The organism is Pseudomonas cremoris, assembly GCF_014230465.1.
Genome location: NZ_JAAXCY010000015.1, coordinates 21,920 through 45,894, shown reverse-complemented (window position 1 = coordinate 45,894; position 23,975 = coordinate 21,920). Strand labels below are relative to the sequence as shown.

The following is a 23,975-nucleotide window of genomic DNA, read 5'->3' as shown; positions in this document are numbered from 1 at the left end:
CCCGGCAGGGTGTGCATCTTGTGGGCGTTGTATGTGACCTGAGTGTCTTGTCCAGCTTCACCCACCTGTCACTCCGATTCGCTATGGTTAACCTGCGAACAGAGCTGACGGTCTCCCCGCAAGGGGATAACACGCGACGCTTTCATCAATAACAAGCCCAAGCGGAGTACCACAGATGGCGTTCTTCACCGCAGCCAGCAAGGCCGACTTCCAGCATCAACTGCAAGCGGCACTGGCGCAGCACATCAGTGAACAGGCACTGCCACAAGTGGCGCTGTTCGCTGAACAATTCTTCGGCATCATTTCCCTGGACGAACTGACCCAGCGTCGCCTTTCCGACCTGGCCGGTTGCACCCTCTCTGCGTGGCGCCTGCTTGAGCGCTTTGACCACACCCAACCGCAAGTACGGGTGTACAACCCCGATTACGAACGTCATGGCTGGCAGTCGACCCACACCGCGGTCGAAGTGCTGCACCATGACCTGCCATTTCTGGTGGACTCGGTGCGTACCGAGCTGAACCGCCGTGGCTACAGCATCCACACCCTGCAAACCACCGTGCTCAGCTTGCGCCGTGGTGCCAAGGGCGAGCTGCTGGAAATCCTGCCAAAAGGTACCCAGGGCGAAGGCATCCAGCAAGAATCGCTGATGTACCTGGAAATCGACCGCTGCGCCAACGCCGCCGAACTGAATGTGCTGAGCAAAGAGCTTGAGCAGGTATTGGGCGAAGTGCGCGTGGCCGTGGCCGATTTCGAACCGATGAAAGCCAAGGTCCAGGATCTGTTGGCCGGTGTCGACGCTAGCCAGTTCGCGATTGATGGCGAAGAAAAAGCCGAGATCAAGAGCTTCCTGGAATGGCTGGTGGGCAACCACTTCACCTTCCTCGGCTATGAAGAATTCGTGGTACGTGACGAGGCGGACGGCGGTCATATCGAATATGACACCAACTCCTTCCTCGGTCTGACCAAGTTGCTGCGTGCCGGCCTGACTGCCGAAGACACGCGCATCGAAGACTACGCCGTTGCTTACCTGCGTGAACCCACCGTGCTGTCGTTTGCCAAGGCGGCGCACCCAAGCCGCGTACACCGTCCGGCTTACCCGGACTATGTGTCGATCCGTGAGATCAGCGCCGACGGCAAGGTCATCAAGGAACACCGCTTCATGGGCCTGTACACCTCGTCGGTGTACGGCGAAAGCGTGCGGGTCATCCCTTATATCCGTCGCAAAGTCGCGGAAATCGAACGCCGTTCGGGCTTCCAGGCCAAGGCTCACCTGGGTAAGGAACTGGCGCAAGTCGTTGAAGTGCTGCCGCGTGACGACCTGTTCCAAACCCCGGTAGACGAACTGTTCAGCACCGTGATGTCGATCGTGCAGATCCAGGAGCGCAACAAGATTCGCGTGTTCCTGCGCAAAGACCCGTACGGTCGTTTCTGCTACTGCCTGGCCTACGTGCCGCGTGACATCTATTCCACCGAAGTGCGCCAGAAGATCCAGCAAGTGCTGATGGATCGCCTGAAAGCCTCGGATTGCGAGTTCTGGACCTTCTTCTCCGAATCCGTGCTGGCTCGTGTGCAGCTGATTCTGCGGGTTGACCCGAAGAACCGCCTCGACATCGACCCGCTGCAACTGGAAAAAGAAGTGGTGCAGGCCTGCCGCAGCTGGCAGGACGACTACTCCAGCCTGGTCGTGGAAAGCTTCGGCGAAGCCCAAGGCACCAACGTGCTGGCGGATTTCCCGAAAGGCTTCCCGGCCGGTTACCGCGAGCGTTTTGCTGCGCATTCGGCCGTGGTCGACATGCAGCACCTCAACAGCCTGACCGAAGCCAACCCGCTGGTAATGAGCTTCTACCAGCCGCTGGGCCAGGTCTCCGGTCAGCGTGAGCTGCATTGCAAGCTCTACCACGCCGACACCCCGCTGGCGCTGTCCGACGTGCTGCCGATCCTGGAAAACCTCGGCCTGCGCGTGCTGGGTGAGTTCCCGTATCGCCTGCGTCACGCCAATGGCCGTGAGTTCTGGATCCATGATTTTGCGTTCATCGCCGCCGAAGGCGTGAACCTGGATATCCAGCAGCTCAACGACACCCTGCAGGACGCGTTCGTACACATCGTGCATGGCGACGCCGAGAACGATGCGTTCAACCGCCTGGTGCTGACCGCTGGCCTGCCATGGCGCGACGTGGCTTTGCTGCGTGCCTACGCCCGCTACCTCAAGCAGATCCGCCTGGGCTTTGACCTGGGTTACATCGCCAGCACCCTGAACAACCACACCGACATCGCTCGCGAGTTGACCCGGTTGTTCAAGACCCGCTTCTACCTGGCGCGCAAGCTCACCGCCGACGACCTGGAAGACAAGCAGCAGCGCCTGGAACAAGCGATCCTCACCGCCCTGGACGACGTTCAGGTGCTCAACGAAGACCGCATCCTGCGTCGCTACCTGGACCTGATCAAGGCCACCCTGCGTACCAACTTCTACCAGACCGACGCCAACGGCCAGAACAAGTCCTACTTCAGCTTCAAGTTCGACCCGCGCGCCATTCCTGAACTGCCTAAACCGGTGCCGAAGTTTGAAATCTTCGTGTACTCGCCGCGGGTTGAAGGTGTGCACCTGCGCTTTGGCAACGTGGCCCGTGGTGGCTTGCGCTGGTCCGACCGTGAAGAAGACTTCCGTACCGAAGTGCTCGGCCTGGTAAAAGCCCAGCAAGTGAAGAACTCGGTCATCGTGCCGGTGGGTGCAAAGGGCGGCTTCTTGCCGCGTCGCCTGCCGCTGGGTGGCAGCCGTGACGAGATCGCGGCCGAAGGTATCGCCTGCTACCGCATCTTCATTTCCGGTCTGTTGGACATCACTGACAACCTGAAAGACGGCGCCCTGGTGCCGCCGGCCAACGTCGTGCGTCATGACGACGATGACCCCTACCTGGTGGTAGCAGCGGACAAGGGCACTGCGACCTTCTCCGACATCGCCAACGGTATCGCCATCGACTACGGCTTCTGGCTGGGCGATGCGTTCGCCTCCGGTGGTTCTGCCGGTTACGACCACAAGAAAATGGGCATCACCGCCAAAGGCGCGTGGGTCGGCGTGCAGCGTCACTTCCGTGAGCGCGGCATCAATGTGCAGGAAGACAGCATCACCGTGGTGGGCGTCGGCGACATGGCCGGTGACGTGTTCGGTAACGGCCTGTTGATGTCCGACAAGTTGCAACTGGTCGCAGCGTTCAACCACCTGCATATCTTCATCGACCCGAACCCGAACCCGGCTACCAGCTTCGTCGAGCGCCAGCGCATGTTCGAGCTGCCGCGTTCGGCCTGGACCGACTACGACACCAGCATCATGTCCGAAGGCGGCGGTATCTTCTCGCGCAGCGCGAAGAGCATTGCCATCTCGCCACAGATGAAAGAACGTTTCGACATCGCGGCCGACAAGCTGACCCCGACCGAACTGCTGAATGCCTTGCTCAAGGCGCCGGTAGACCTGCTGTGGAACGGCGGTATCGGTACGTACGTCAAGGCCAGCACTGAAAGCCACGCCGACGTGGGCGACAAGGCCAACGACGCATTGCGCGTCAACGGCAACGAGCTGCGCTGCAAGGTGGTGGGCGAGGGCGGTAACCTCGGCATGACCCAACTGGGTCGTGTGGAATTCGGCCTCAATGGCGGCGGCTCCAACACCGACTTCATTGATAACGCTGGTGGCGTGGACTGCTCCGACCACGAAGTGAACATCAAGATCCTGCTCAACGAAGTGGTGCAGGCCGGTGACATGACCGACAAGCAACGCAACCAGTTGCTGGCGAGCATGACCGACGAAGTCGGCAACCTGGTGTTGGGCAACAACTACAAGCAGACCCAGGCCCTGTCCCTGGCGGCGCGCCGTGCCTACGAGCGTGCTGCCGAGTACAAGCGCCTGATGAGCGACCTGGAAGGCCGTGGCAAGCTGGACCGCGCCATCGAGTACCTGCCGACCGAGGAGCAGCTCGTCGAGCGCGCCGCGACGGGCAAGGGCCTGACCCGTCCAGAGCTGTCGGTGCTGATCTCGTACAGCAAGATCGACCTCAAGGAAGCGTTGCTCAAGTCGCTGGTGCCGGATGACGACTACTTGACCCGTGACATGGAGACCGCGTTCCCACCGAGCCTGGTCGCCAAGTTCGGCGAGGCCATGCGCCGTCACCGCCTGAAGCGCGAGATCGTCAGCACCCAGATCGCCAACGACCTGGTTAACCACATGGGTATCACCTTCGTTCAACGACTCAAAGAGTCGACCGGCATGAGCCCGGCGAACGTGGCGGGCGCTTATGTGATCGTGCGTGACATCTTCCATCTCCCGCACTGGTTCCGCCAGATCGAAGCCCTGGACCACCAGGTTTCCGCTGACGTGCAACTGGAGCTGATGGACGAGCTGATGCGCCTGGGCCGCCGTGCTACACGCTGGTTCCTGCGCAGCCGTCGCAACGAGCAGGACGCTGGTCGCGACACCGCGCACTTCGGTCCGCACCTGGCAGCGCTGGGCCTCAAGCTCGACGAACTGCTGGAAGGCCCGACCCGCGAAGGCTGGCAGAACCGCTACGGCAAATACACCGAAGCCGGTGTGCCTGAGCTGTTGGCCCGTATGGTTGCAGGTACCACTCACCTGTACACCTTGCTGCCGATCATCGAAGCCGCCGACGTCACCGGGCACGACGCCGCCGAAGTGGCCAAGGCCTACTTCGCCGTCGGTAGCGCCCTGGACCTGCCATGGTACCTGCAGCAGATCAGCGATCTGCCAGTGGCCAACAACTGGCAAGCCCAGGCCCGCGAAGCGTTCCGCGACGACGTGGACTGGCAGCAGCGAGCGATCACCATCTCCGTTCTGCAAATGGCCGACGCGCCACAAGACATGGAAGCCCGCGTGGCCCTGTGGCTTGAGCAGCACAAGGACATGGCAGATCGTTGGGTGGCGATGATGGTGGAAATTCGTGCTGCCGTCGGTACGGACTACGCCATGTACGCGGTGGCCAACCGTGAGTTGCTGGACCTGGCGTTGAGTGGTCAGTCGGTGGTGTAACTGGCTTGATCAAACGCTGAAAACCAAAAGCCCCCGTATCGCGAGATACGGGGGCTTTTTGTTGGAACACTATTGATCAAACAATGAGGAGCAAATGTGGGAGCGGGCTTGCTCGCGAATGCGGTGTGTCAGTCAACAGGTTCATTGGCTGACCCAACGCATTCGCGAGCAAGCCCGCTCCCACATTAGGTCTCCATTACCCTCAAGGGGGGGTTACCAGTCGTAGGTCAGGGTAGCGGTCACATTGCGGCGTGGGCCGTAGTAACACGCGGTGTTGTTGGTGCAGGCCGTGACGTAATCCTTGTCAAACAGGTTGCTGGCATTCACGGCCACCCGCGTGCCCTGCAACTCGCTCGACAGCTTGCCCAAGTCGTAATGCACCGCCGCATCGAACACTGTCACATTGCCGCTTTCGATACGGCTGCGCGCCGCCGTGGTCGATACCGCAGAGCTGCCCCACAACACACCGGTGTACCGTGCGCCCGTGCCCAGGCCGAGGCCCGCGAGTGGGCCATCGTCCAGGGTGTAATCCAACCACGCCGAAGCTTGGTGACGCGGTGTAAACGGCAACTCGTAACCTTTATCGGTATACGCCGAGGTTACATAGCCGCTCTGGGTGATTTCGCTGTCGGTGTAGGTGTACGACGCGAGCAACGAGAGGTTGTGGCTCAACACGGCCTTGCCTTCCAGCTCAAACCCACGGCTGCGCGCTTCGCCGATTTGCACGGTGTTGCGGATGTCCACGGGGTCGACGGTGGTGAGGTTCTTCTGGGTCAGGGTGTAGACCGAGGCGGTGATAAAGCTGTCCTGGCCTGGCGGCTGGTATTTAACGCCGGCTTCGTATTGCTCGCCTTCGGTGGGTTTGAAAATCGGTGTGGTCGCGCTGACGCTGGTGTTGAGCGTCGGGTCGAAGGATTGCGAGTAGCTGAAGTACGGCATCACGCCGTTGTCGAACAGGTAACCGAGGCCAGCCCGCCAGGTGCCTTTTTCGTCGTTTTGCTTGATCACTCGATCACGTGGCGTAGCGCGGTCCGGGCGGAAGTCACTGGTGGCTTTGGCCCAGTCGTAACGGCCGCCCAAGGTCAGGAGCCAGCGGTCGAGCTTGATCTGGTCCTGCAAGTAGATGCCGGTTTGCTTCTGGGTCTGGTACATGTCGCGGCCGACGTACTGGTTGCTTACGCTGCCGTTGTAGGTCGGGCTGTAGGGGTTGATCGAGGTGAACGTGCCGTTGACCACATCGTTGTCCAGCGCGTTGCGGCGAAAATCCACGCCCATCAATAAGGTGTGTTCCAGCGCGCCGTTGTTGAAACGGGCCTGGGCCTGGTTGTCGACGTTGAAGATCTGGATGTTGCGTTTGATGTCCGACGCCAGGCGCAGCAACGTTGGGCTGGTGGCGCTGGCATAGCCGTTGTTGAACGCCGAGCGGTTCTGGATGTTGACCTTGCTCCAGCGCAGGTTCTGACGCAGGGTCCAGGTGTCGTTCAGGTGATGCTCGAACAGGTAGCCGAGTTGGTAGCTTTCGCGGCGCAACTGGTCGTAGTTCGGATCGCCGAGCAATGTATCACTGCCGATGTGGCCCCAGGGCGAGCCTTGTTGCGAACCTTTTTGCGGGTAGTACTGCTCGGTGGTACCACCCCAGTCGCGCTGGTATTGGGCCAGCAGGGTCAGGGTGGTGTCATCGTTGGGGCGCCAGGTCAGCGCCGGGGCGATGAAGTTGCGGTTGTTGTCGACGTGATCAACCTGGGTGCCGCTGTCCTTGATCAGGCCGGTCAGGCGGTAACTCCATTCGCCCTGGTCGTCCAGCGGGCCGCCGAAGTCGAAGCCCAGTTGCTTGAGGTCGTGACTGCCGCCTTGTACCTGGATCTGGTGGATCGGCGTGGCCGTGGGCAATTTGCTGGTGAGGTTGATCAGGCCACCCGGGCGGCTCTGGCCGTACAGCATGGAGCTCGGGCCGCGCAGCACTTCGACACTTTGCAGGCCGTAGGGCTCGGACATGCTGCCCTGGCCACTTTCACCGTAGGGCAGCATCAGGCCGTCCTGGAACACATACGGTGAGAAGCCCCGTACGCGGAACTGTTCGCGGCTGTTGTTGCTGCCGGTGTATTCGCCGTAGATGCCTGGGGTGTAGCGCACCGCCTGGCTCACATCCTGTACCGCCTGGTCATCCATCTGCTTGCGCGAGACGACGGAGATCGACTGTGGGACCTCAACCAACGGGGTGTCCGTCTTGGTCCCGCCACGGCTGCGCTTGACCACGTAGCTGGTGTCGCCGATTTCCTCTGCGTCGCCCGCGCGGGCGTTGATGCTGGTTTCGTCCAGGTTGACTGTGCCGGAGGGCAGTGGCTTGAGGGTCAACACGCCGCCTTCGGTGGTGTCCAGGCCCAGGCCGGAGCCCGTCAGCGCACGGCTCAATGCCTGTTCGGTGCTCATGTCACCGCGCACGGCGGGGGCTTGAAGGCCAGAGACCAGGCTCGGCTCATAGACGATTTCCCGCGCGCTTTGCTGAGCAATGCGGCCCAAGGTGGTCGCGAGGCCGGCGGGCGGCAGGTCGAACGTAGCAGCGTGGGCCATGGGCGCCATCAGCAATGCTAGCGGGAAAAGGGTACGGGTGCAGCGGGACATAACGAGGGCTCCATTGGCGGTCCGCATTCGTGGGCGGTTCATGGGGTATGTCCAACGAGAGTGAAAAAGCGATATAGGCGCGCGCAAAAATAATTCAGGCGAGGTCGACGCTGACCCACCAATCGCTGTAGCGCTGGATGCGCAGCGGCATGGTTTGCGCCAGTGCTGCCAGGGCGCGGTCGCTGTGGTCGAGGGAGAACACGCCGGAGACCCGCAGGCGGGCGGCGTTTGGGCTGACGCGCAAGATGCCTCGGCGGTATGGCTGCAAAGCGCTGATCACGTCGCCCAGCGACCAGTCCTGCACGTTGAGCCAGCCGTCCTGCCAAGTGCTTTCGCCGCTGCGGTTGGCGGCCAGCCGTTCGATGAGGTCGTTGAAGCGTGCGCCCTGGTCCGGTTGCAATGCCAGCTGCGCGTTGCTGCGGGTGCTGATGCGCACGCCTGGACCCAAGGCCCACACGTGGGTGAATGATTCATAGGCCGCCACCATCAGCCGAGTGCCATTGGCCTGGACGCTGCCAAAAGTGGTGAGGATATTGAAGGGGCGTGGGTCGTGGCTGACGTCGAGGATAATCTTGCCGGTGCGCAGTGACAGTCGGCGCACATCCGTGCCCATTTCGATATCCACGGCGCTTTGGGCATCCAGTACCAGGCGGCTGCCATCGGCCAATTGGGTGTTCAGGCGCTCCCCAGTGCCGGTGCGCAGGTCGGCGCTGAACTCTGCCAATGGCATGCCCGGCTGGCGCAATACCTGAGTGACTACGCCCATCCCGGCAATGGCCAAGGCGCCACGCAGCAGATGGCGACGGCTCGGGCGCGGGGCTTGAAGTACGCGTCGGGCATGGGTTTCGCCAGCCGGCATCAATACGCGTTGCACTTGGCCTTGCACGGCATTCCAGGCCTGGGCATTCAATGGGTCGGCGTCGAGCCAGCGCTCGAACGCATGGCGCTCGCTGGGCAGCAACGACTCATCCCGCAGGCAGGCGCTCCACTCAATGGCTTCTTCGATAGCGGCACGCGAACTCATGGTTCAAGCAACTCACGGCAGCACAGGCGCAGCCCCTTGGCGACGTATTGGCGCACGCGAATGGTGGATACACCGAGCATGGCGGCGATGTCGGCGTACTTCATGCCATCCAGCTGGCTGCACAGGAACGCAGTACGGGCCCGTGGCGAAAGCCCGTCGAGCAGGGCGTCCACGGCCATCAGGCTTTCCATGGTCAGTGCGCGTTCTTCGGGGGAGGGTTCGACCGCCTCGGGCTGGGCGGCCAGCACTTGCAGGTAGGCCCGCTCCAGGTCGCGGCGACGCCAGGTGTCGTAGATAAGCCGTTTGGCGATTGTGGTCAGCAGTGCGCGGGGTTCGCGGATGGTCTGCGGTGCGGGCAGTGCAACGACCTGCACGAAGGTTTCGGCGGCCATGTCGGCAGCATCGTGACGGCAACCGAGGCGAGCGCGCAGACGGTCGAGCAACCAGCCGTGATGATCGCCGAACAACTGCCTCAGAATCTGTTCGCGCAGGGCTGAGGCGTCGGGGCGGGCGAGGGCGGTGGCTGGCGGCATAGTGCAACTGTCTGGGCGGGAATGAGAGCGATTATCAATTATTCCCTCGCAGGTGACAACCGGGTGCCGCGATCAGTTGAGTTTCAGCAGCTTGGATTCCAAGTGATCCAGGTGTTGGGTCATTAGCGCGACGGCCATCGTGGCATCCCGCTGCTCCACCGCATCGATAATCGCCCCGTGCTCCTGCCACGCGCAGTAGGTGCAGGCTTTTGCCTCGAATTGGGCGATGGCCAGCGAGGTCAGCGGCACCAGGCTGTTGAGAAATTGCGCCAACGGTGCGTTCCGCGCCATGGCTGCCAATTGCAAATGGAACTCCCCGGAAAGGCGAATCGCGGGTCCACGTTGATCCTTTTCAATGCATTCACGCTCGCGGGCAATCAAATCGCGTAGCTGGCGCACCTGAGTCGGCGTGGCATGCACGCACGCCAGCTGCACCACGGTGATTTCCGTCAGGCGTCGGGCTTCGAGGATCTGCCGGGTTTGCTGTGCATCCGGCGCTGCGACCTGGGCGCGTTGGTTGGGGCGCAGGATGACCACTTGTTGGTGGGACAGTTTGGCCAGAACCCGGCGGATCACGCTGCGGCTCACACCAAAGGTATCGCCCAGGCTCTCTTCGGTAAAACGACTGGCGGGGGCGATGCGTTGTTCGAGGATGGCGTCGAACAGGCGCGGGTAGATGTCATCCACCGAGGGCTTTTTACCGGCGATCAAGCGCAGGGCAGGGAAGATAGGGTCGCGTTGCAACGCGTAAGCAGTCATGGCCGGTCTCCAATAAATCAGCTGCCCAGATGGTCGTCCGGGATGTTCAAGCGAATGCCCATGCGCAGGCCTTCCTGGAGGATGTGCCGACGCATTTCGGCACTGGCCAGGGCGCTGTTTTTGTTGCGGATGGCGCGCACCACGGCCTCGTTTTCCCGCAGACGTTCGGCCAGGTGTTCCGGCGAATTGCGCAGCACCTGGGCGCTCTGCTTGAGGGCGTTGCTGGTTTGTTGCACCACGTTCTGGAAGATCGGGTTGGACGTCAGCGCAAACAGTTCTTCGTGGAAGTCGATATAGGCATTCATGCCCGCCTCGGCGTCTTCGGCGTCGAGGGCTTCGCGCATGTCCATCAGGGTCAGGCGCAGTTGGCCGACTTCCTTGCTGCTGATGGACTGTGCGACCAGGCCGACAATGAACGGTTCGAGGGTGTAGCGCAGTTGCAGGATGTCTTCCAGGCTGGCGTCGGCCACGGCGTCGGCCGATTGTGGCTCGCTGATGCTGGTTTCCAGCACAACCACGCCTTTGCCGGGCATGGAACGCACCAGGCCGAGGGTTTCCAGCACGATGACCGCTTCGCGCAGGCTCGGGCGGCTGATGCCCATCTGTTCGGCCAGTTCACGTTGGCCGGGGAGCATTTCGCCCTGGCGCCACTGGCCGCGCTTGAGGGCGGCGCGTAGTTTTTCTACCACTGAATTGACGACGGTTGAGGTGCTGATCACGTCTACCTCTCCTTCATGTTGCAAACACAATAGTGAAATTGGCAAAGGTCCAAATGTGGGAGCGGGCTTGCTCGCGAATGCAGTGTGTCAGTCACCACATTTACAGGCTGAACCACCGCATTCGCGAGCAAGCCCGCTCCCACATTTAGCCTGTGTCGCTCATAAAAAGCGTCAGAACTCCTGATGCGCCGGCAACACCGGCTTCTTGGCCTGGAAGGCATAGCCTTGCTGGCCGTCGAGCACCTTGTTGGCGCGCTGGATGTCGATGTCTTTTTCCCAACGGGCAATTGCCACGGTGGCCACGCAGTTGCCGATCAGGTTAGTCAGCGCACGACCGATGCCCATGAACCAATCCACCGCCAGCACCAGCACCAGGCCTACCACCGGAATCGCCGGGATCGCAGTGAGTGTCGCCGCCAGGATCACCAGGGCCGACCCCGGAATCCCGTGGGCGCCCTTGGAGGTAATCAGCGATACCAGCAGGATGGTCAGCAAGTCGGTCATCGACAGTGGCGTGCCGGTGGCGTTGGCAATAAACACAATGGCGAGGGTCAGGTAGATGGAAAACCCGTCGAGGTTGAACGAATACCCCGTCGGAATCACCAGGCCTACGGTGGAGCTGCCGATGCCCAGGTGTTCGAGTTTACGCATGATCTGTGGCAGCACGGCGTCGGAGGAGGCAGTGCCCATCACGATCAGCAGTTCTTCACGCAAATACTTGAGCAGCGGCAACATGCGCAGGCCGGACAGGCGCATCACCAGGCCAAGGATGATCCCGACAAACGCAAAGCAGGTCAGGTAGAACAACCCCACGAGGCTACCCAGGTGTTGCAGCGAGTCCAGGCCGTAGGTACTGGTGGTGAAGGCTATCGCACCAAACACACCGATGGGCGCCAGGCGCACGATCATGCCCATGATGCGGAAGATCACATGGCTCAGCTCGTTGATCAGCCGCGAGATCCCGGACGCTGCTTCGCCGACCAGGTTCAGCGCGCTGCCGAACAGTACCGAAAACAGCAGCACTTGCAGCACGTTGTTGTCGGCAAACGCGCCGATCACCGAGTTGGGGATCAGGTCCATCAGGAACTGACTGGTGCCGCGGATGTGCTGGCCCTTGTCGGCCAATTCATTGAGGCCGGCAGACGACAGTTGTTCCAGGTGGATGTTGGCGCCTTGGCCGATACCCGTGCTGAAGGCCATGATCAGGCCGATTACCAGGGCGACGGTGGTGAGCACTTCAAAGTAGATCACCGACTTGAGCCCGATGCGCCCGACCTTTTTCAGGTCGCCAGCGCCGGAGATACCGCTGACCACCACGCAGAATACGATCAGGCCAATCAGCATTTTGATCAGCTTGATGAAGCCGTCACCCAGGGGTTTGAGTTGCGAGGAGAATTCGGGAAGGGCCAGGCCGCAGATGATGCCGAGCATCAGACCAATCACGACTTGCAGGAAAATCGAACGCGAGCACCATCTGAGCATGGGAGGGATCTCTATTCGGTGCCCTGGTGGTTCCAGGGCTTAATTGTTGTGGTCATACCGGTAAGTCCAGCGCGGAGCCAGTCTACGCCGTGCTTTTTTGAAATCACAAGTAAAAATTAGGTGGTTGACCAGACCCGGTATGACCAGTTGGTCGGCGAGGGCGGTGCTTGAGCGGTTGGGGGCTTAAAATTTTTTCGCTTATCATCCGCCGCTCGGCAAATGAGGTGATGGATGGACAAACCAGGGCTGACCACTGACGCAACAGGGCTCACGCACTGCACCTGGCGCACGGCCGCGCCGGAATACCCGCGCTACCACGACCATGAATGGGGCGTGCCGGTGGCGGATGATAGTGCGCTGTACGAGAAGATTTGCCTCGAAGGTTTCCAGGCGGGCATGGCGTGGATCACCATCCTGCGCAAGCGTGAGCAGTTCCGGAGGGCGTTCGAGGGCTTTGATTTTCGCCGGGTGGCGCAGTATGGCGAAGCGGATATCGAGCGGTTGATGCAGGACGCGGGCATTGTGCGCAATCGGGCGAAGATCGTATCGGCGATCAACAATGCGCGCCGGGCGTGTGAATTGGTGGACGAGACCGGCTCGTTGGCGCGTTGGGTGTGGAGCTTTGAGCCTGCCGAGGACGAGCGGCCCGACGTGGTGGATATGGCTTACTGGACCGGTAATCCAACCTCGCCCGCCTCGGTACGGCTATCCAAAGCCCTGAAGAAACGTGGCTGGACCTATGTGGGGCCGACCACGATGTACGCGCTGATGCAGGCGATGGGGATGGTCAATGATCACCTCGAAGGCTGTGCGTGCCGGCAGCAGATTGAAGTACTGCGGCGCCAGTTCAAGCGCCCCTGAACCTCGGTTTGAACACAGATCAAACTGTGGGCGCGGGCTTGCTCGCGAATGCGGTCATTCAGTCAATACATCTGTGACTGAGCCACCGCTTTCGCGAGCAAGCCCGCTCCCACATTTAGCCTGTTGCGTGGCTGATTATTGTGGCAGGGGTGTCAGCACCTCAGCCTTGTCATCCAGCACCATCACCACCAGCAGTTTGGCTGGTTTGGTCTGGCTGGCATTGCTCGATTCAAAGTGCCGGGAACCGGCCGGTTCGTAGAACGACTCGCCGACCTTGTAGGTGACCGCCTTCTCATCATTGACCCTCGAAGTGATCGAACCCTCCAGCACATAAGCCACGGCGGTCCCGGTATGACTATGGGGTACGGTCGCTTGCCCAGGCGCGTAGTCCACGGTAAGCATGATGGTTTTCTTGCCAGGCACATTGGTCAGCGCGTGTTCCTGCAACACCTTGATCGATTCCTGGTTGTAGACCGGTTCATGGGCAAAGGCACTGAGGGAGGCGAGCATCAGCGCGGCAGCGAGCAGGGTTTTCATGGTGAGGTTTCCGAGTAGTTCGAGACCAGGTCACCCTACGCCCATGGGCGCAGGTGACCAATGTCCAATCCTGCGGAAAATGCCCTAGCCAATCTGCTGGAGAATGTCGCGCACCTTGTCCAGCGCCGGGTCGATGTCGAGGGTTTCGATGGCGCCGAAACCAATGATCAGGCCCGGTCTGACCGGTGCGTCGTGGAAGAACACATGCAGCGGATATAGGCCCACACCGGCCTCGCGCGCCATTTCAATCAACAACGTGATACTCAGCGGCACCTTGCACAGTGCGGCCATGTGGAACCCGGCCACGCTGGGCACCACTTCGAACCACGGCGACAAGTCCCCCGCCAGCCGTTGCAGGATGCGCTCGCGCCGCCCGGCGTACACCGTGTGGCAGCGGCGGATGTGCTTGAGCAGGTAACCTTCGCTGATGAACTTGGCCAGCGCCCATTGCGCCAGGGTGGAGCTGTGTTGGTCGGTGAGTTGTTTGGCCTTGAGTACCGCGCCATGAATGGCTGGCGGCAATACCGCATAGCCCAGGCGCAGTTCGGGCAACAGGGTCTTGGAGAACGTACCGACATAGGTCACCACGCCACGCGTGTCCATGCTTTGCAGGGAGTCGGTAGGGCGCCCTGAATAGCGGAATTCGCTGTCGTAGTCGTCCTCGATGATGATCGCCCCCAACTTGAACGCGCGGGCCAGCAAGGCTTCGCGGCGCGCCAGGCTCATGGGCATGCCGAGGGGGAATTGGTGGGAGGGCGTTACATAAATCAGCCGCGTGCCCTCGGGAATACCCTCGACCTGGATACCGTCTTCATCCACTGGCACGCTGGCGACACGGGCGCCCATGGCCATGAATAATTGGCGTGCGGGGCTGTAGCCGGGGTCTTCCATGGCCACGATGGTGCCCGGCTCCAAAACCACACGGGCGATCAGGTCCAGGGCTTGCTGGGCGCCGCTGGTGACCACGATGTCGCTGTCACGGCATTTCACCCCGCGAGAAAACGCGATATGCCCGGCGATGGCACTGCGCAGTGCCGGCAGGCCCTCCGGCTGGCTGTAAAAACCGCTGTGCTGGGCGATGCGCCGTAAGGCGTCCTGGGTACAGCGACGCCATTCATCCTGTGGGAATTGGTTACGCGACGTCGCGCCGCCGATAAATTCATAACGCAATGTGCTGTCGCGGGTGGGGTGGCGCATGGGCGAGGGCAGCGACGCCCACTTTGCCAGGTTGGCGGCGCAGGCCAGGTCGGTGGCGGTTTGCACGCGACCGGGCTGCGGCGCCCAGGCGTTCACAAAGGTGCCACTGCCGGTCTTGCCCACCAGCAAGCCTTCATAGGTCAGGGTGGCGTAGGTGTCGGATACCGTTTTGCGCGATACGCCCAATTGCTCGGCGAGCAGGCGGCTGGGAGGTAATTGCGCACCGGCAGCCAGGCGCCCGGAGGCGATAGCTTCACGCAGCTGCTGGTAAAGCTGGACGGCCAGGTCCTTGCGGCCGGTGATGACGATGTGCAGTTCCATGGGTTTTTCCGGGGCGGGGTCTGCGCCAAGGTTACGCGCTCAGGCGTGCGCTTCAAAATCGACTTGGCAGCGCAGTAGGCTTATCTACCGCCGCATGCGTTTTATTTCCAGCCACCCTGCGCCCTTAAATGTTATGGCACAGGGAACCGCACGCATGACCACAACACAGACACACGCCAGCCTGGATACCCGCCTGGGGCCGTTGGTGGTAGGTGAGCTTAGGGTTGAACGCACCACATTGGTCGAGATGGGCGCACGAGTGCTGGGCATGCCTGTCAGTCCCGATCACCTCAAAGGGCGCGAAGCCGATCAAACGCTGATCGATTTGATCCGCTTCCCCGAGGCGGCGCTCAAGCAATTTCTCGGCCTTCACCCTGCACTCAGCGACAGCAGCGCCAACCTGCTGTTTGAATTTGCCAGCCTGCGTTCGATGCAAGCGCCGCCGTTGATGCAGTCGATCCCGAATGAGGCGCTCAAAGGCTCCTGGCGAAAGCTCGACAGTCTGCTGAACGCGGTCCAGCGCATCAACCTGCACCAGACGGCGTCCATTGAGGGCGCGCCACCCTGGGCGGACGTCGCGAAAAGTCGGGGCCTGTCAACCGTGGCGTATGGGCTGCAACTCTATGGGTACTACAGCGCGATCAATGCGTTGGTCGAGGCGATCCAGAAGGGTGATATCGAGCAGATGCTGGAGGCCGGTTCCGAACTGCTCGCGGAACTGACCGCTGGCGCACTGGAAATCGCGCTGGAGTCACTGGGCACGCGGATGTTGGGGAACGGTGCCCGCCTGTTCAGAGGCTTTACCGTCAGTTCGGCGGGCCAATTGTTGCGTCGGGGTGCAGGGTTGTTTGCCTTGGCCCTGACGTTGCCGTTCGACATCAGCAGTGCCGTCACTTCACTCAAGCAAGCGATAAAAACCAGCGGCAAAGAAGCCATGGACTATTACGTCAGCGCCGGTTTCAGTATCGCCAGCGCAACCTTGGGCGTGGTGTTGGGTATCGCTGCCCTGGCGGGGTTCAGTTATACCGGCCCGCTGGGTATCGCTGCCGCCGTGGTGCTGATTGTGGGGGCGCAGATTTATGGCGCGGCGCGCCAGGTGGACGAGATCGATGATTACATCGAACTGAGTACGCATGAGCGGCTGCGGGCGGGGTGGTTCACGTTTCTCGGCAAGACGCTGGATAAGGACCTGATCGACCGCTACGTCATCGCCAAAATGGACAAGGCCCACGCCATGCAACTGACGTCCCAGGCCGAGGCCTGGCTTAGGGGCGCGCTCAAGGGCACGGTGCAGGCGGTGGTCAATGGTGCCTATGTGGTTCGCATGAGCCCGGGTCTGGGGTGGAAGCATCAATGGCACGAGGCGCTGGGGGAGTTGCCCTACGTTGATACCACGCAGCCGCGGGTCAGTGATGCGGACGACGTTATCGATGCGTCTTCGCTGACGGTTGATGAGTTACCCGGTGTAGTGAAGGGCCAGGCTTCTGCGGATGCGGGCGTTCTCTGGCGGCTGGGGGGCGGAAACGATGATGTAAAAGGCGTGGGCAACCTGCCGAATTTCTTTGCGTACGGCGATGGGCATAAGCAATTGACCGGCGGCAGCCGCGACGACCAGTTCTTGTTTGATATTCCAGCGGGCACCTTTGGCAACCAGGCGAGTGCAATGCCGGCCAGTGCGCTGCACGGTGGGGAAGGCAACAATACGCTGCACCTGTTGAACACCCGCCAGTATCCGGAGGACACCCAGGGTTATGGGATCGACCTGGAAAAAGGCAGCGTAACGCGATTGGCTGATGCGGCGCAGGTGATGGTTCTGGAGTCCATCGAAAACGTCTCGACACCGGCAGGCGTGGCCAGCCAGGTCAAGGGCTCGTCCGCTGCCAATATCCTGATCGCCCAAGGCGAAAACGACCGGATCGAGGGCGGCCCTGGTGACGATACGCTGTGGGTCCAGGGCACTTACGCCTGGGTGGATGGCGGTGCGGGCAAGGACCGCTATGTGATTGCCAGCAATCGCGGCACGGTCACCTTGCACGAACAGGATTGGCACGAAGGCAGCCTGGTCGAGATGCGCTGGGAGGCGGCGGCGATTACGGCATGGTTTATTCGTGATTGCGCGCTGATCATCCTGTCGCGACGGGGTGAGGATGGCGAGTTGACCGAGCGTGAAATCAAGATCGACGGCTTGTACACGCGCGATTCGGGCAAACGGGTGTTGAGGAACAACAGCCTGCGTTTCATCACGGCGGACGGTTACACCTTGGTACCGGTGTTGGCGGCTGAGTTGACTGAAGAGGATGCCGGTGCGGTAACGGTCGCCTTGCACGGCCCACGTGATGGGCCCGAGTTGCGAAGTCTGTTGGGCGAGGGTGAGTTTGTGGTGCCTTCGGGCCAGGCCAGTCGCTGCTTCATCACACGCGGGCCGGCAGAGAAAACCGTGCGGGTACCGCTCAAGGGCGACGTCACGGCGTGCACCTTGTACCTGGACTATGACGCGTCGGAGTTGGTCCATGTGCAGGCGGGTTATCACGTGACTTGCCGACGGCTCGGATATTTCGATGAGCTGACGTATGGGCAGGTAGCCCTGACTCTGGGCTTCTGCGACGGCAGCCGCCTGGTCGTGCGGGACTACGCCAGTGATAGGGGGGGGACGCGCACCAATGTCGCCTCCAGCATCATGGCCAACCGCTTGAAACTCGATTGTCGGTTTGTGTTGATTCTGCGCGATGGCGTGTCTTATCGGCTTGACCCGGTGCCGCAACACTATTTGCATGATCGCGCCGAACCCGGTTTGAAGACGCTGGATGGACGCGTCGCATTATTGCTTCGACCTGGGGTGTATCCGTTCGTACGGCCACCTGTTGGTAAAGGCGTGCACTTGCAGTCGCTGCCGCAAAAGGTCGTGATTCCTGCGCCACCGCACCGGCAGGACTACGTACTGCTGGGGCGTTCCTCGACGTATGACGTCATCACAAGCCCCGGCGCAACCCTTTACCTGTCGACACCCGGGGCCTTGTCCAAGACCACTGATGCCTCTTCCTGGCGGGTACGTACAGAGCCCCTCGAACACGGGCAGATCAGCCTCGATGGGGCGACATTGACCTTGGGAAACGTGACGCTGCACCTGCCCGACAGCACCGACCCGGATGTCCCCCTGGAGCACGTGAGTATCCATACCAGCGACGGGGATGTCTACGAGGTGCGCCAAGACCTGGCGAGTGTATTTCCGTCGCAACTGAACCTGCATTTTTGCACCACCGTTGCCGCCGCTTGGGCGCATTTGCAACGCTTGCGCCAGTTCCTCTCGCTGGTGATACGCACGCTGCGGGTGATCGGCCTGGGGTTGGCCGGTGACGAGCAATCGGTGATTTTTTACGACGTGTTGGGCGATCGCTGGGGGCTGGAGTCTGACCCTGCGCGCGTATTGACCCCTGCACAACTGGTGATGAGGCCTGCCACGCTATGAACAAACCACCCAAGTCGTCTTCTGCCGACACATCCAACCCTGCCCGGCGTACGCCCACAGGGGATACCGACCGGGATTTTGCCGCACCGCGTTCGCGAGCGGTTGGTATTCCTTCCACGCCTCTGCTTCAAGGCAGCTCGGCGCTGGTGCAGGCGCAGGTTCCAAGCCTGCTTGAGCTGCCTGACTTTGCCCCGACGGCTCCGGTTGCGGTACTGGTTCCACAGAGTGCCGCGCTGGGCGAGCCTTCGACAACCGGCGTACGTACGGTCAATCAACGTACTTACCTGAACCTGGACAGCAACGAGACGGTCCTCGTGGTCTACGATGCTGCGAGCGGCACTTACCGTGAGCGCCTGCCCCATGCGCTGCACGCCAGCGGTCCCGTGTTAAACCCAGTACCGGGTTCGTTGATGTGGACACGATTGGCGCCTGGCACTCATGCCGGCACGGCGTCCGTACCTTTGCCTTCCATGGGCCTGACCGGGCGGCTGGACCCCTGGTGGACCCTGCCGGACTACCAAGTGCAAGGACCGGCAGGGCACACGACACCCTCGATCGCCGGCAAGCGCTGTTTTTCGACCCCGTCGGGTGATTACTGTTTTGAACAGGCGGGGTTGCCTAAATCCGTCGTTGAGAGAATCGATGCGCAGGGTGATCGGAAGATCTGCGGGAAAATCGAAGAAGACGCAATGATCCAGATCCATGGCGAAATCTTGGGGACCTACCTACTGCTTCAAGGTTCGGTGTGTCGAATTGGTATCGACCCGGCGAGGAGAATGCGAACGGTGTGCGCTGACACGAGTGCCGGATTGCCGGATATCCCTATCGAGACCGGTAGCCGAACAGGCGCATGGGTCCCGGAACTGCGGCTCGACGCTATCACCGACATCATTCGTGATGCGCGGCGCCTGCACGGCTATACCCCAGACGGTGGCTCTATGGCCGTCGGGGTCATGTCGCAAAGCAATCGAAAGACCTACTGCTACCTGCGGCAGTACGCGCGCCAGCTTATTGCCTTCAATACCTCATCCATCAGGAGCGCGCCGGCGTTGGAGCAGGGGCGACTGATCGATACGCACATCTGGGAGCATGGCTACCCCTACGACGCTTTGCGTGCCGCTGTTACCGCCGAGGCCAACGCCCAGGCGCTGCCCGTTGGGCTCCCCCGGTTCGATGCATTACAGGGTATGGGGCTGGTGAGTTCCACCCGGGAAGGTGGGTTCAACATCAATGCGGTGGTAGCCAATGATCAGCTTCATTATCCGGCACGTTTGCGGACACCTGAGCAGGATGTGCTGCTCAATGAATGGCGTGCGCTGGACAGAAATGCCAACTTGGCGCGAGGGGCAAAGAATGAGCAGATGTATCGGGATTTCCTCGCCAGTGAAGGTTATCGGATCATCCCGGGCGGCACCTACAACCAGGGCCAGAACGGTTTTGATCTGGTGTTCCAGGGGCCGACCAATGCGGTGTATCTGCTGGAGGTCAAGCACGTCTCAACAGCCAGCGGTGGCCGTTTTTCCAATGTGAACATGGCGCGGGTGAACCCGGACTTCCAGATGGAAGATGGTTGGATCAACTACACGTTGGGCACTGAAGCTGGACGCAGCGATGCGGGTAGTTTGGTGCGGCAGGCCATGCGGGATAATCGACTGTTCAAGGTGATCGGCGCGACCACGCCCGAGGGACGGCTGTTGTTGTTTTTGATCGATATGAGGCCGGTGCGTATGTAGAGCGTGCCGCCCCTTGTGAGGGGCGGCAGTTTCAAGTCAGGAGAGGAAACCCCCATCCACATTCAGCGACACACCCGTGGTGTAGCTCGACGCATCACTGGCCAGAAACAGCACCGCGCCAGCCATCTCGCTCGGCTCGGCGACGCGCTTGAGCGGGATTTGCGCCAGGGCCATTTTCAGGATCGAATCGTTTTTCACCAGCGCCGAGGCGAATTTGGTGTCGGTCAGGCCTGGCAGCAGGGCGTTGCAACGAATACCAAAGGCAGCGCATTCCTTGGCGAACACCTTGGTCATGTTGATCACGGCGGCCTTGGTCACCGAGTAGATGCCCTGGAACACGCCAGGGGAAATACCGTTGATCGACGCCACGTTGATGATGCTGCCACCACCGTTTTCGCGCATCAGCTTGCCGGCTTCCACTGACATGAAGAAGTAGCCGCGGATGTTCACGTCAACGGTCTTCTGGAACGCCCCGAGGTCGGTGTCCAGCACGTTGCAGAACTGCGGGTTGGTGGCGGCATTGTTGACCAGGATATCCAGGCGACCGAACTGTTCGCGAATCCCGGCGAACACTTGGGTGATCTGCTCCATTTCACCGATGTGGCAGGCAACGGCCGTGGCCTTGCCGCCGTCGGCGATGATCGCATCGGCCACGTGCTGGCAACCCTCAAGCTTGCGGCTGGAGACGATCACGTGGGCGCCTTGCTGAGCCAGCAACTTGGCGATGGCTTCGCCGATGCCACGGCTGGCGCCTGAAACAAAGGCAATCTTGCCGTCGAGGTCGAACAGGTTGGTCTTGGACATGAGGGTTCCTTGTTGTTGTCGATCAGAGCGCGGACTTGCCGATGACTTGCAGGCTCATCTGCTCCAGCAGCTTGTTCATGTGGATGAACTGCGCAAAGCGTTTGTCCTGGGTCTGGCCATGGAAGAAGCGGTAGTAGATCTGCTGCACGATGCCGGCCAGGCGGAACAGGCCATAGGTGTAGTAGAAGTCGAAGTTGTCGATCTGGATGCCTGAGCGCTCGGCGTAGTAGTCGACGAACTGACGGCGAGTGAGCATGCCAGGGGCGTTGCTCGGCTGGCGACGCATCAGTTGCACCGGTGCTGGGTCCGCTGCTTCGATCCAATAGGCGAGGGTGTTGCCCAGGTCCATCAACGGGTCGCCGAGGGTGGTCAGCTCCCAGTCCAGCACGCCGATGATCTGCATCGGGTTGTGCGGGTCGAGGATCACGTTATCGAAGCGGTAGTCGTTGTGCACGATGCTCGACGTCGGGTGGTCGGCGGGCATCTTGTCGTGGAGCCAGGTGCGTACCGTTTCCCAGCTTGGGGCATCGGGGGTCAGGGCTTTTTCGTAGCGGTCGCTCCAGCCACGGATCTGGCGCTCCACATAACCTTCAGGCTTGCCCAGATCCGCCAGGCCGCACGCGGTGTAGTCCACTTGGTGCAGCTCGACGAACTTGTCGATAAAACTCTTGCACAGCGCTTCGGTCTTGGCAGCGTCCAGCCCCAGTTCGGCTGGCAGGTCAGAGCGCAGGATGATGCCGTTGACGCGCTCCATCACATAGAACTCGGCACCGATCACCGACTCGTCGGTGCAATGCACGTACGCCTTGGGGCAGTACGGAAAGCCGTCTTTAAGCTTGTTGAGAATGCGGTATTCGCGGCCCATGTCATGGGCGGACTTGGCCTTGTGGCCAAACGGTGGACGGCGCAGTACGAACTCTTGGCCGGGGTATTCCAGCAGGTAGGTCAGGTTCGACGCGCCGCCGGGGAACTGGCTGATGGTGGGCGTGCCGCTCAGGCCCGGGATATGGGCCTTGAGGTAGGGATCGATCAGGCTGGCATCAAGTTCTTCACCTGGGCGAATCTGGGTCGATTGGTCATTCAGCGCCATGCTTATCCCTTCTGCTTATTTTAAAGGCCTTGGACTATTTCCTAATCTAATGCGCACAACCGCCCAGCGACAAGGTCGGGGCGGCTTAATAGGTTAGCGTGTTGGATGATGATCAGCGTGCCTGATCGGTCATTTTGCGGGCGGGGGCAGGGCAACCGGTGTGAGTACCGGGCGACCGGCAAAATACTCCACCAGGTTGTCGGCCACACGTTGCACGGTGTCGTGGGCGGCTTCCGGTGACAGGCCTGCCACGTGGGAGGTCAGCACCGTGTTGCTCAAGCGCTTGAGCGCGTCGGGCACCTTGGGTTCATCGTCGAATACGTCCAGTGCCGCGCCGCCGATACGGCGCTGTTCAAGGGCGGCTACCAGGTCGTCGGTAACCACCACGCTGCCACGACCGATGTTGACCAAGAAGCCATTGGGCCCCAGTGCATCGAGGGCGTGGCGGTCGATCAGGTGGCGGGTGCTGGCGCCGCCGGGCGTAGCCAGGATCAGGAAATCCGAGTTGCGTGCCAACTCCACAGCCGTGGCGCAGTAGGTGTAATCCACATCATCGCGCGGCTGGCGGTTGTGATAACTCACCTCCATGCCAAACCCCAGGGCGGCGCGCTTGGCAATCTCCAGGCCCACGGCGCCAAGGCCAAGGATGCCCAATTGCTTGCCGCCCAGGGACGGGCGCATGACTTTCGGCCATTCGCTGCGGCGCACGGCGGCGTCGGTTTGTGGAATGCCGCGCACCAACGACAGCAACAAGGCCATGGCGTGATCGGCCACCGACGGCGCGTTGACCCCCGCACCATTGGTGACCACGATCCCACGGTTGCTGGCGGCTTGCAGGTCCACATGTTCATAGCCCGCGCCGATCACACAGATGATCTCCAGTAACGGCAGCGCAGCGATTTCCTCAGCGTACAAACCCAGCGGGCCACGGGTCAGCACCGCCTTGATCTGCCCGCCGTGGGCCTTGATGGCCTGGGCACGTTCGGCAGGCGTCGGCGCCAGAATCACGTGAAAGTCATTGCTTTCGATGATTTGCAGGTATTCGTTGATGGTTTCAACCAGGACCAGAACAGTGGTGGACATCGGAAGGCTCTTCCTGAGGGGTTTGAGACGATCAGTATGCGTGATTTGTCATACGGATCGTCTGCTTCAAGCATGAAATTTGTGCGTCGAGATCACAGGAAATCGACCTGTTCGGCGCGAACCCGCTTCACAAATGCTCCCGCCAACGTCGCGTTATGGTGCTCAATGATCGCCTGGGCCGGCAATGCCGGGGTATCCATGCAGGTATGGCCGTCTTCTGGCAGCACCACTGAAAACCCCCGTTCCACAGCTACCCGGCAAGTGGTGTCGATGCAGAATTGGGTTTTCATCCCCACGATGACCAATTCATTGATCTGTGCGGCGTTCAATTGCTGCTCAAGGTCGGTGCCCAGGAAGCAACTCGGGCGGGTCTTGTTGAACAGGTGATCGTGGGATTCGTCCACATCCAACGCAGGCCACAGCTGCCATAAAGGGCTGCCTGGCGCAATTGGCGAGCCCGCCGGGCCGGTATGGCGGGCGACGAAGATTGGGGCGTTGGCGCTGCGAGCACGCTGAATCAGCTGATTGATAGTGTCCAACAAACGCTCGCGCGCGTAGGGCTTTTCCGGGCCATCGAACAGGCCAGCTTGCATGTCAATGATCAGCAGGGCGTCAGCCATGGTGTTGCTCCTTGTGATTGCCAGGTGGCGGAGCAATAAAAAAGGCCCCGTCCATTGCTGGCGGGGCCTTGGGTTGAATCTGTCAGGTG

General features: G+C 61.1%; 16 protein-coding genes. 4 read left to right on the top strand and 12 right to left on the bottom strand.

Annotated elements, in window-relative coordinates:
* Positions 1 to 175: 175 nt before the first annotated feature.
* Positions 176 to 5,035 (top strand): NAD-glutamate dehydrogenase, encoded by a 4,860-nt coding sequence (locus HF257_RS29545; RefSeq protein ID WP_185705543.1) that lies wholly within the window; start codon positions 176 to 178, stop codon positions 5,033 to 5,035.
* Between the two features lie 213 nt (positions 5,036 to 5,248).
* On the opposite strand, the gene HF257_RS29540 is transcribed toward HF257_RS29545, so the two are convergent.
* The 6 genes from HF257_RS29540 to HF257_RS29515 all read right to left on the bottom strand — a co-directional run bounded on the left by HF257_RS29540 (position 5,249) and on the right by HF257_RS29515 (position 12,189).
* Positions 5,249 to 7,657 (bottom strand): TonB-dependent siderophore receptor, encoded by a 2,409-nt coding sequence (locus HF257_RS29540; protein ID WP_185705545.1) that lies wholly within the window; start codon positions 7,655 to 7,657, stop codon positions 5,249 to 5,251.
* 94 nt (positions 7,658 to 7,751) lie between these two features.
* A complete protein-coding gene (locus HF257_RS29535; RefSeq protein WP_185705547.1) occupies positions 7,752 to 8,681 on the bottom strand; it encodes a FecR domain-containing protein in 930 nt (309 codons plus the stop codon).
* Positions 8,678 to 9,214, bottom strand: coding sequence for a sigma-70 family RNA polymerase sigma factor (locus tag HF257_RS29530; protein ID WP_185705549.1), 537 nt, complete (start codon positions 9,212 to 9,214; stop codon positions 8,678 to 8,680). The genes HF257_RS29535 and HF257_RS29530 overlap by 4 nt, the downstream gene beginning before the upstream one ends.
* 72 nt (positions 9,215 to 9,286) lie before the next feature.
* Positions 9,287 to 9,973: a GntR family transcriptional regulator gene (locus HF257_RS29525; protein ID WP_185705551.1), complete on the bottom strand. Its 687-nt coding sequence runs from the start codon at positions 9,971 to 9,973 to the stop codon at positions 9,287 to 9,289.
* Positions 9,974 to 9,990: 17 nt separating this feature from the next.
* Positions 9,991 to 10,692 (bottom strand): FadR/GntR family transcriptional regulator, encoded by a 702-nt coding sequence (locus HF257_RS29520; protein WP_185705553.1) that lies wholly within the window; start codon positions 10,690 to 10,692, stop codon positions 9,991 to 9,993.
* 171 nt (positions 10,693 to 10,863) lie between these two features.
* Entirely contained in the window at positions 10,864 to 12,189 is a 1,326-nt protein-coding gene (locus HF257_RS29515) for a C4-dicarboxylate transporter DctA (protein WP_185706310.1), read from the bottom strand.
* Between the two features lie 216 nt (positions 12,190 to 12,405).
* On the opposite strand from HF257_RS29515, the gene HF257_RS29510 reads away from it, so the two are divergent.
* Positions 12,406 to 13,035 (top strand): DNA-3-methyladenine glycosylase I, encoded by a 630-nt coding sequence (locus HF257_RS29510; protein ID WP_185705555.1) that lies wholly within the window; start codon positions 12,406 to 12,408, stop codon positions 13,033 to 13,035.
* A gap of 135 nt (positions 13,036 to 13,170) precedes the next feature.
* Here HF257_RS29510 and HF257_RS29505 read toward each other — a convergent pair whose 3' ends face one another.
* Positions 13,171 to 13,572: a cupin domain-containing protein gene (locus HF257_RS29505; RefSeq protein WP_185705557.1), complete on the bottom strand. Its 402-nt coding sequence runs from the start codon at positions 13,570 to 13,572 to the stop codon at positions 13,171 to 13,173.
* A gap of 84 nt (positions 13,573 to 13,656) precedes the next feature.
* Positions 13,657 to 15,090, bottom strand: coding sequence for a MocR-like pyridoxine biosynthesis transcription factor PdxR (pdxR, locus tag HF257_RS29500; RefSeq protein ID WP_185705559.1), 1,434 nt, complete (start codon positions 15,088 to 15,090; stop codon positions 13,657 to 13,659).
* Between the two features lie 154 nt (positions 15,091 to 15,244).
* Between pdxR and HF257_RS29495 the strand changes: the two genes are divergently transcribed.
* Positions 15,245 to 18,556: a calcium-binding protein gene (locus tag HF257_RS29495; RefSeq protein ID WP_233081300.1), complete on the top strand. Its 3,312-nt coding sequence runs from the start codon at positions 15,245 to 15,247 to the stop codon at positions 18,554 to 18,556.
* Positions 18,553 to 20,289, top strand: coding sequence for a hypothetical protein (locus HF257_RS29490; RefSeq protein WP_185705563.1), 1,737 nt, complete (start codon positions 18,553 to 18,555; stop codon positions 20,287 to 20,289). The genes HF257_RS29495 and HF257_RS29490 overlap by 4 nt, the downstream gene beginning before the upstream one ends.
* A gap of 36 nt (positions 20,290 to 20,325) precedes the next feature.
* On the opposite strand, the gene HF257_RS29485 is transcribed toward HF257_RS29490, so the two are convergent.
* From HF257_RS29485 to HF257_RS29470, 4 genes are all read right to left on the bottom strand, one after another.
* On the bottom strand, positions 20,326 to 21,093 hold the full coding sequence (locus HF257_RS29485) for an SDR family oxidoreductase (protein ID WP_185705565.1): 768 nt from the start codon (positions 21,091 to 21,093) through the stop codon (positions 20,326 to 20,328).
* 22 nt (positions 21,094 to 21,115) lie between these two features.
* The gene (locus HF257_RS29480; RefSeq protein ID WP_185705567.1) at positions 21,116 to 22,183 is read right to left on the bottom strand and encodes a phosphotransferase family protein; all 1,068 of its coding nucleotides are present in this window, start codon (positions 22,181 to 22,183) and stop codon (positions 21,116 to 21,118) included.
* 129 nt (positions 22,184 to 22,312) lie between these two features.
* Positions 22,313 to 23,266, bottom strand: a complete 954-nt coding sequence (locus tag HF257_RS29475; RefSeq protein WP_185705569.1) for a 2-hydroxyacid dehydrogenase — start codon at positions 23,264 to 23,266, stop codon at positions 22,313 to 22,315.
* Between the two features lie 92 nt (positions 23,267 to 23,358).
* Positions 23,359 to 23,886 carry a cysteine hydrolase family protein gene (locus HF257_RS29470; RefSeq protein WP_185705571.1) on the bottom strand — a complete coding sequence of 176 codons (528 nt, stop codon included), beginning with the start codon at positions 23,884 to 23,886 and terminating at the stop codon, positions 23,359 to 23,361.
* Between the last annotated feature and the right edge of the window lie 89 nt (positions 23,887 to 23,975).

Bases quoted from the DNA above. Each gene is read 5' to 3' on its own strand.
- HF257_RS29475 (WP_185705569.1), bottom strand. From the start codon at position 23,266: ATGTCCACCACTGTTCTGGTCCTGGTTGAAACCATCAACGAATACCTG.
- HF257_RS29480 (WP_185705567.1), bottom strand. From the start codon at position 22,183: ATGGCGCTGAATGACCAATCGACCCAGATTCGCCCAGGTGAAGAACTT.
- HF257_RS29510 (WP_185705555.1), top strand. From the start codon at position 12,406: ATGGACAAACCAGGGCTGACCACTGACGCAACAGGGCTCACGCACTGC.
- HF257_RS29485 (WP_185705565.1), bottom strand. From the start codon at position 21,093: ATGTCCAAGACCAACCTGTTCGACCTCGACGGCAAGATTGCCTTTGTT.
- HF257_RS29495 (WP_233081300.1), top strand. From the start codon at position 15,245: ATGACCACAACACAGACACACGCCAGCCTGGATACCCGCCTGGGGCCG.
- pdxR (WP_185705559.1), bottom strand. From the start codon at position 15,090: ATGGAACTGCACATCGTCATCACCGGCCGCAAGGACCTGGCCGTCCAG.
- HF257_RS29505 (WP_185705557.1), bottom strand. From the start codon at position 13,572: ATGAAAACCCTGCTCGCTGCCGCGCTGATGCTCGCCTCCCTCAGTGCC.
- HF257_RS29535 (WP_185705547.1), bottom strand. From the start codon at position 8,681: ATGAGTTCGCGTGCCGCTATCGAAGAAGCCATTGAGTGGAGCGCCTGC.
- HF257_RS29545 (WP_185705543.1), top strand. From the start codon at position 176: ATGGCGTTCTTCACCGCAGCCAGCAAGGCCGACTTCCAGCATCAACTG.
- HF257_RS29490 (WP_185705563.1), top strand. From the start codon at position 18,553: ATGAACAAACCACCCAAGTCGTCTTCTGCCGACACATCCAACCCTGCC.
- HF257_RS29540 (WP_185705545.1), bottom strand. From the start codon at position 7,657: ATGTCCCGCTGCACCCGTACCCTTTTCCCGCTAGCATTGCTGATGGCG.
- HF257_RS29525 (WP_185705551.1), bottom strand. From the start codon at position 9,973: ATGACTGCTTACGCGTTGCAACGCGACCCTATCTTCCCTGCCCTGCGC.
- HF257_RS29470 (WP_185705571.1), bottom strand. From the start codon at position 23,886: ATGGCTGACGCCCTGCTGATCATTGACATGCAAGCTGGCCTGTTCGAT.
- HF257_RS29530 (WP_185705549.1), bottom strand. From the start codon at position 9,214: ATGCCGCCAGCCACCGCCCTCGCCCGCCCCGACGCCTCAGCCCTGCGC.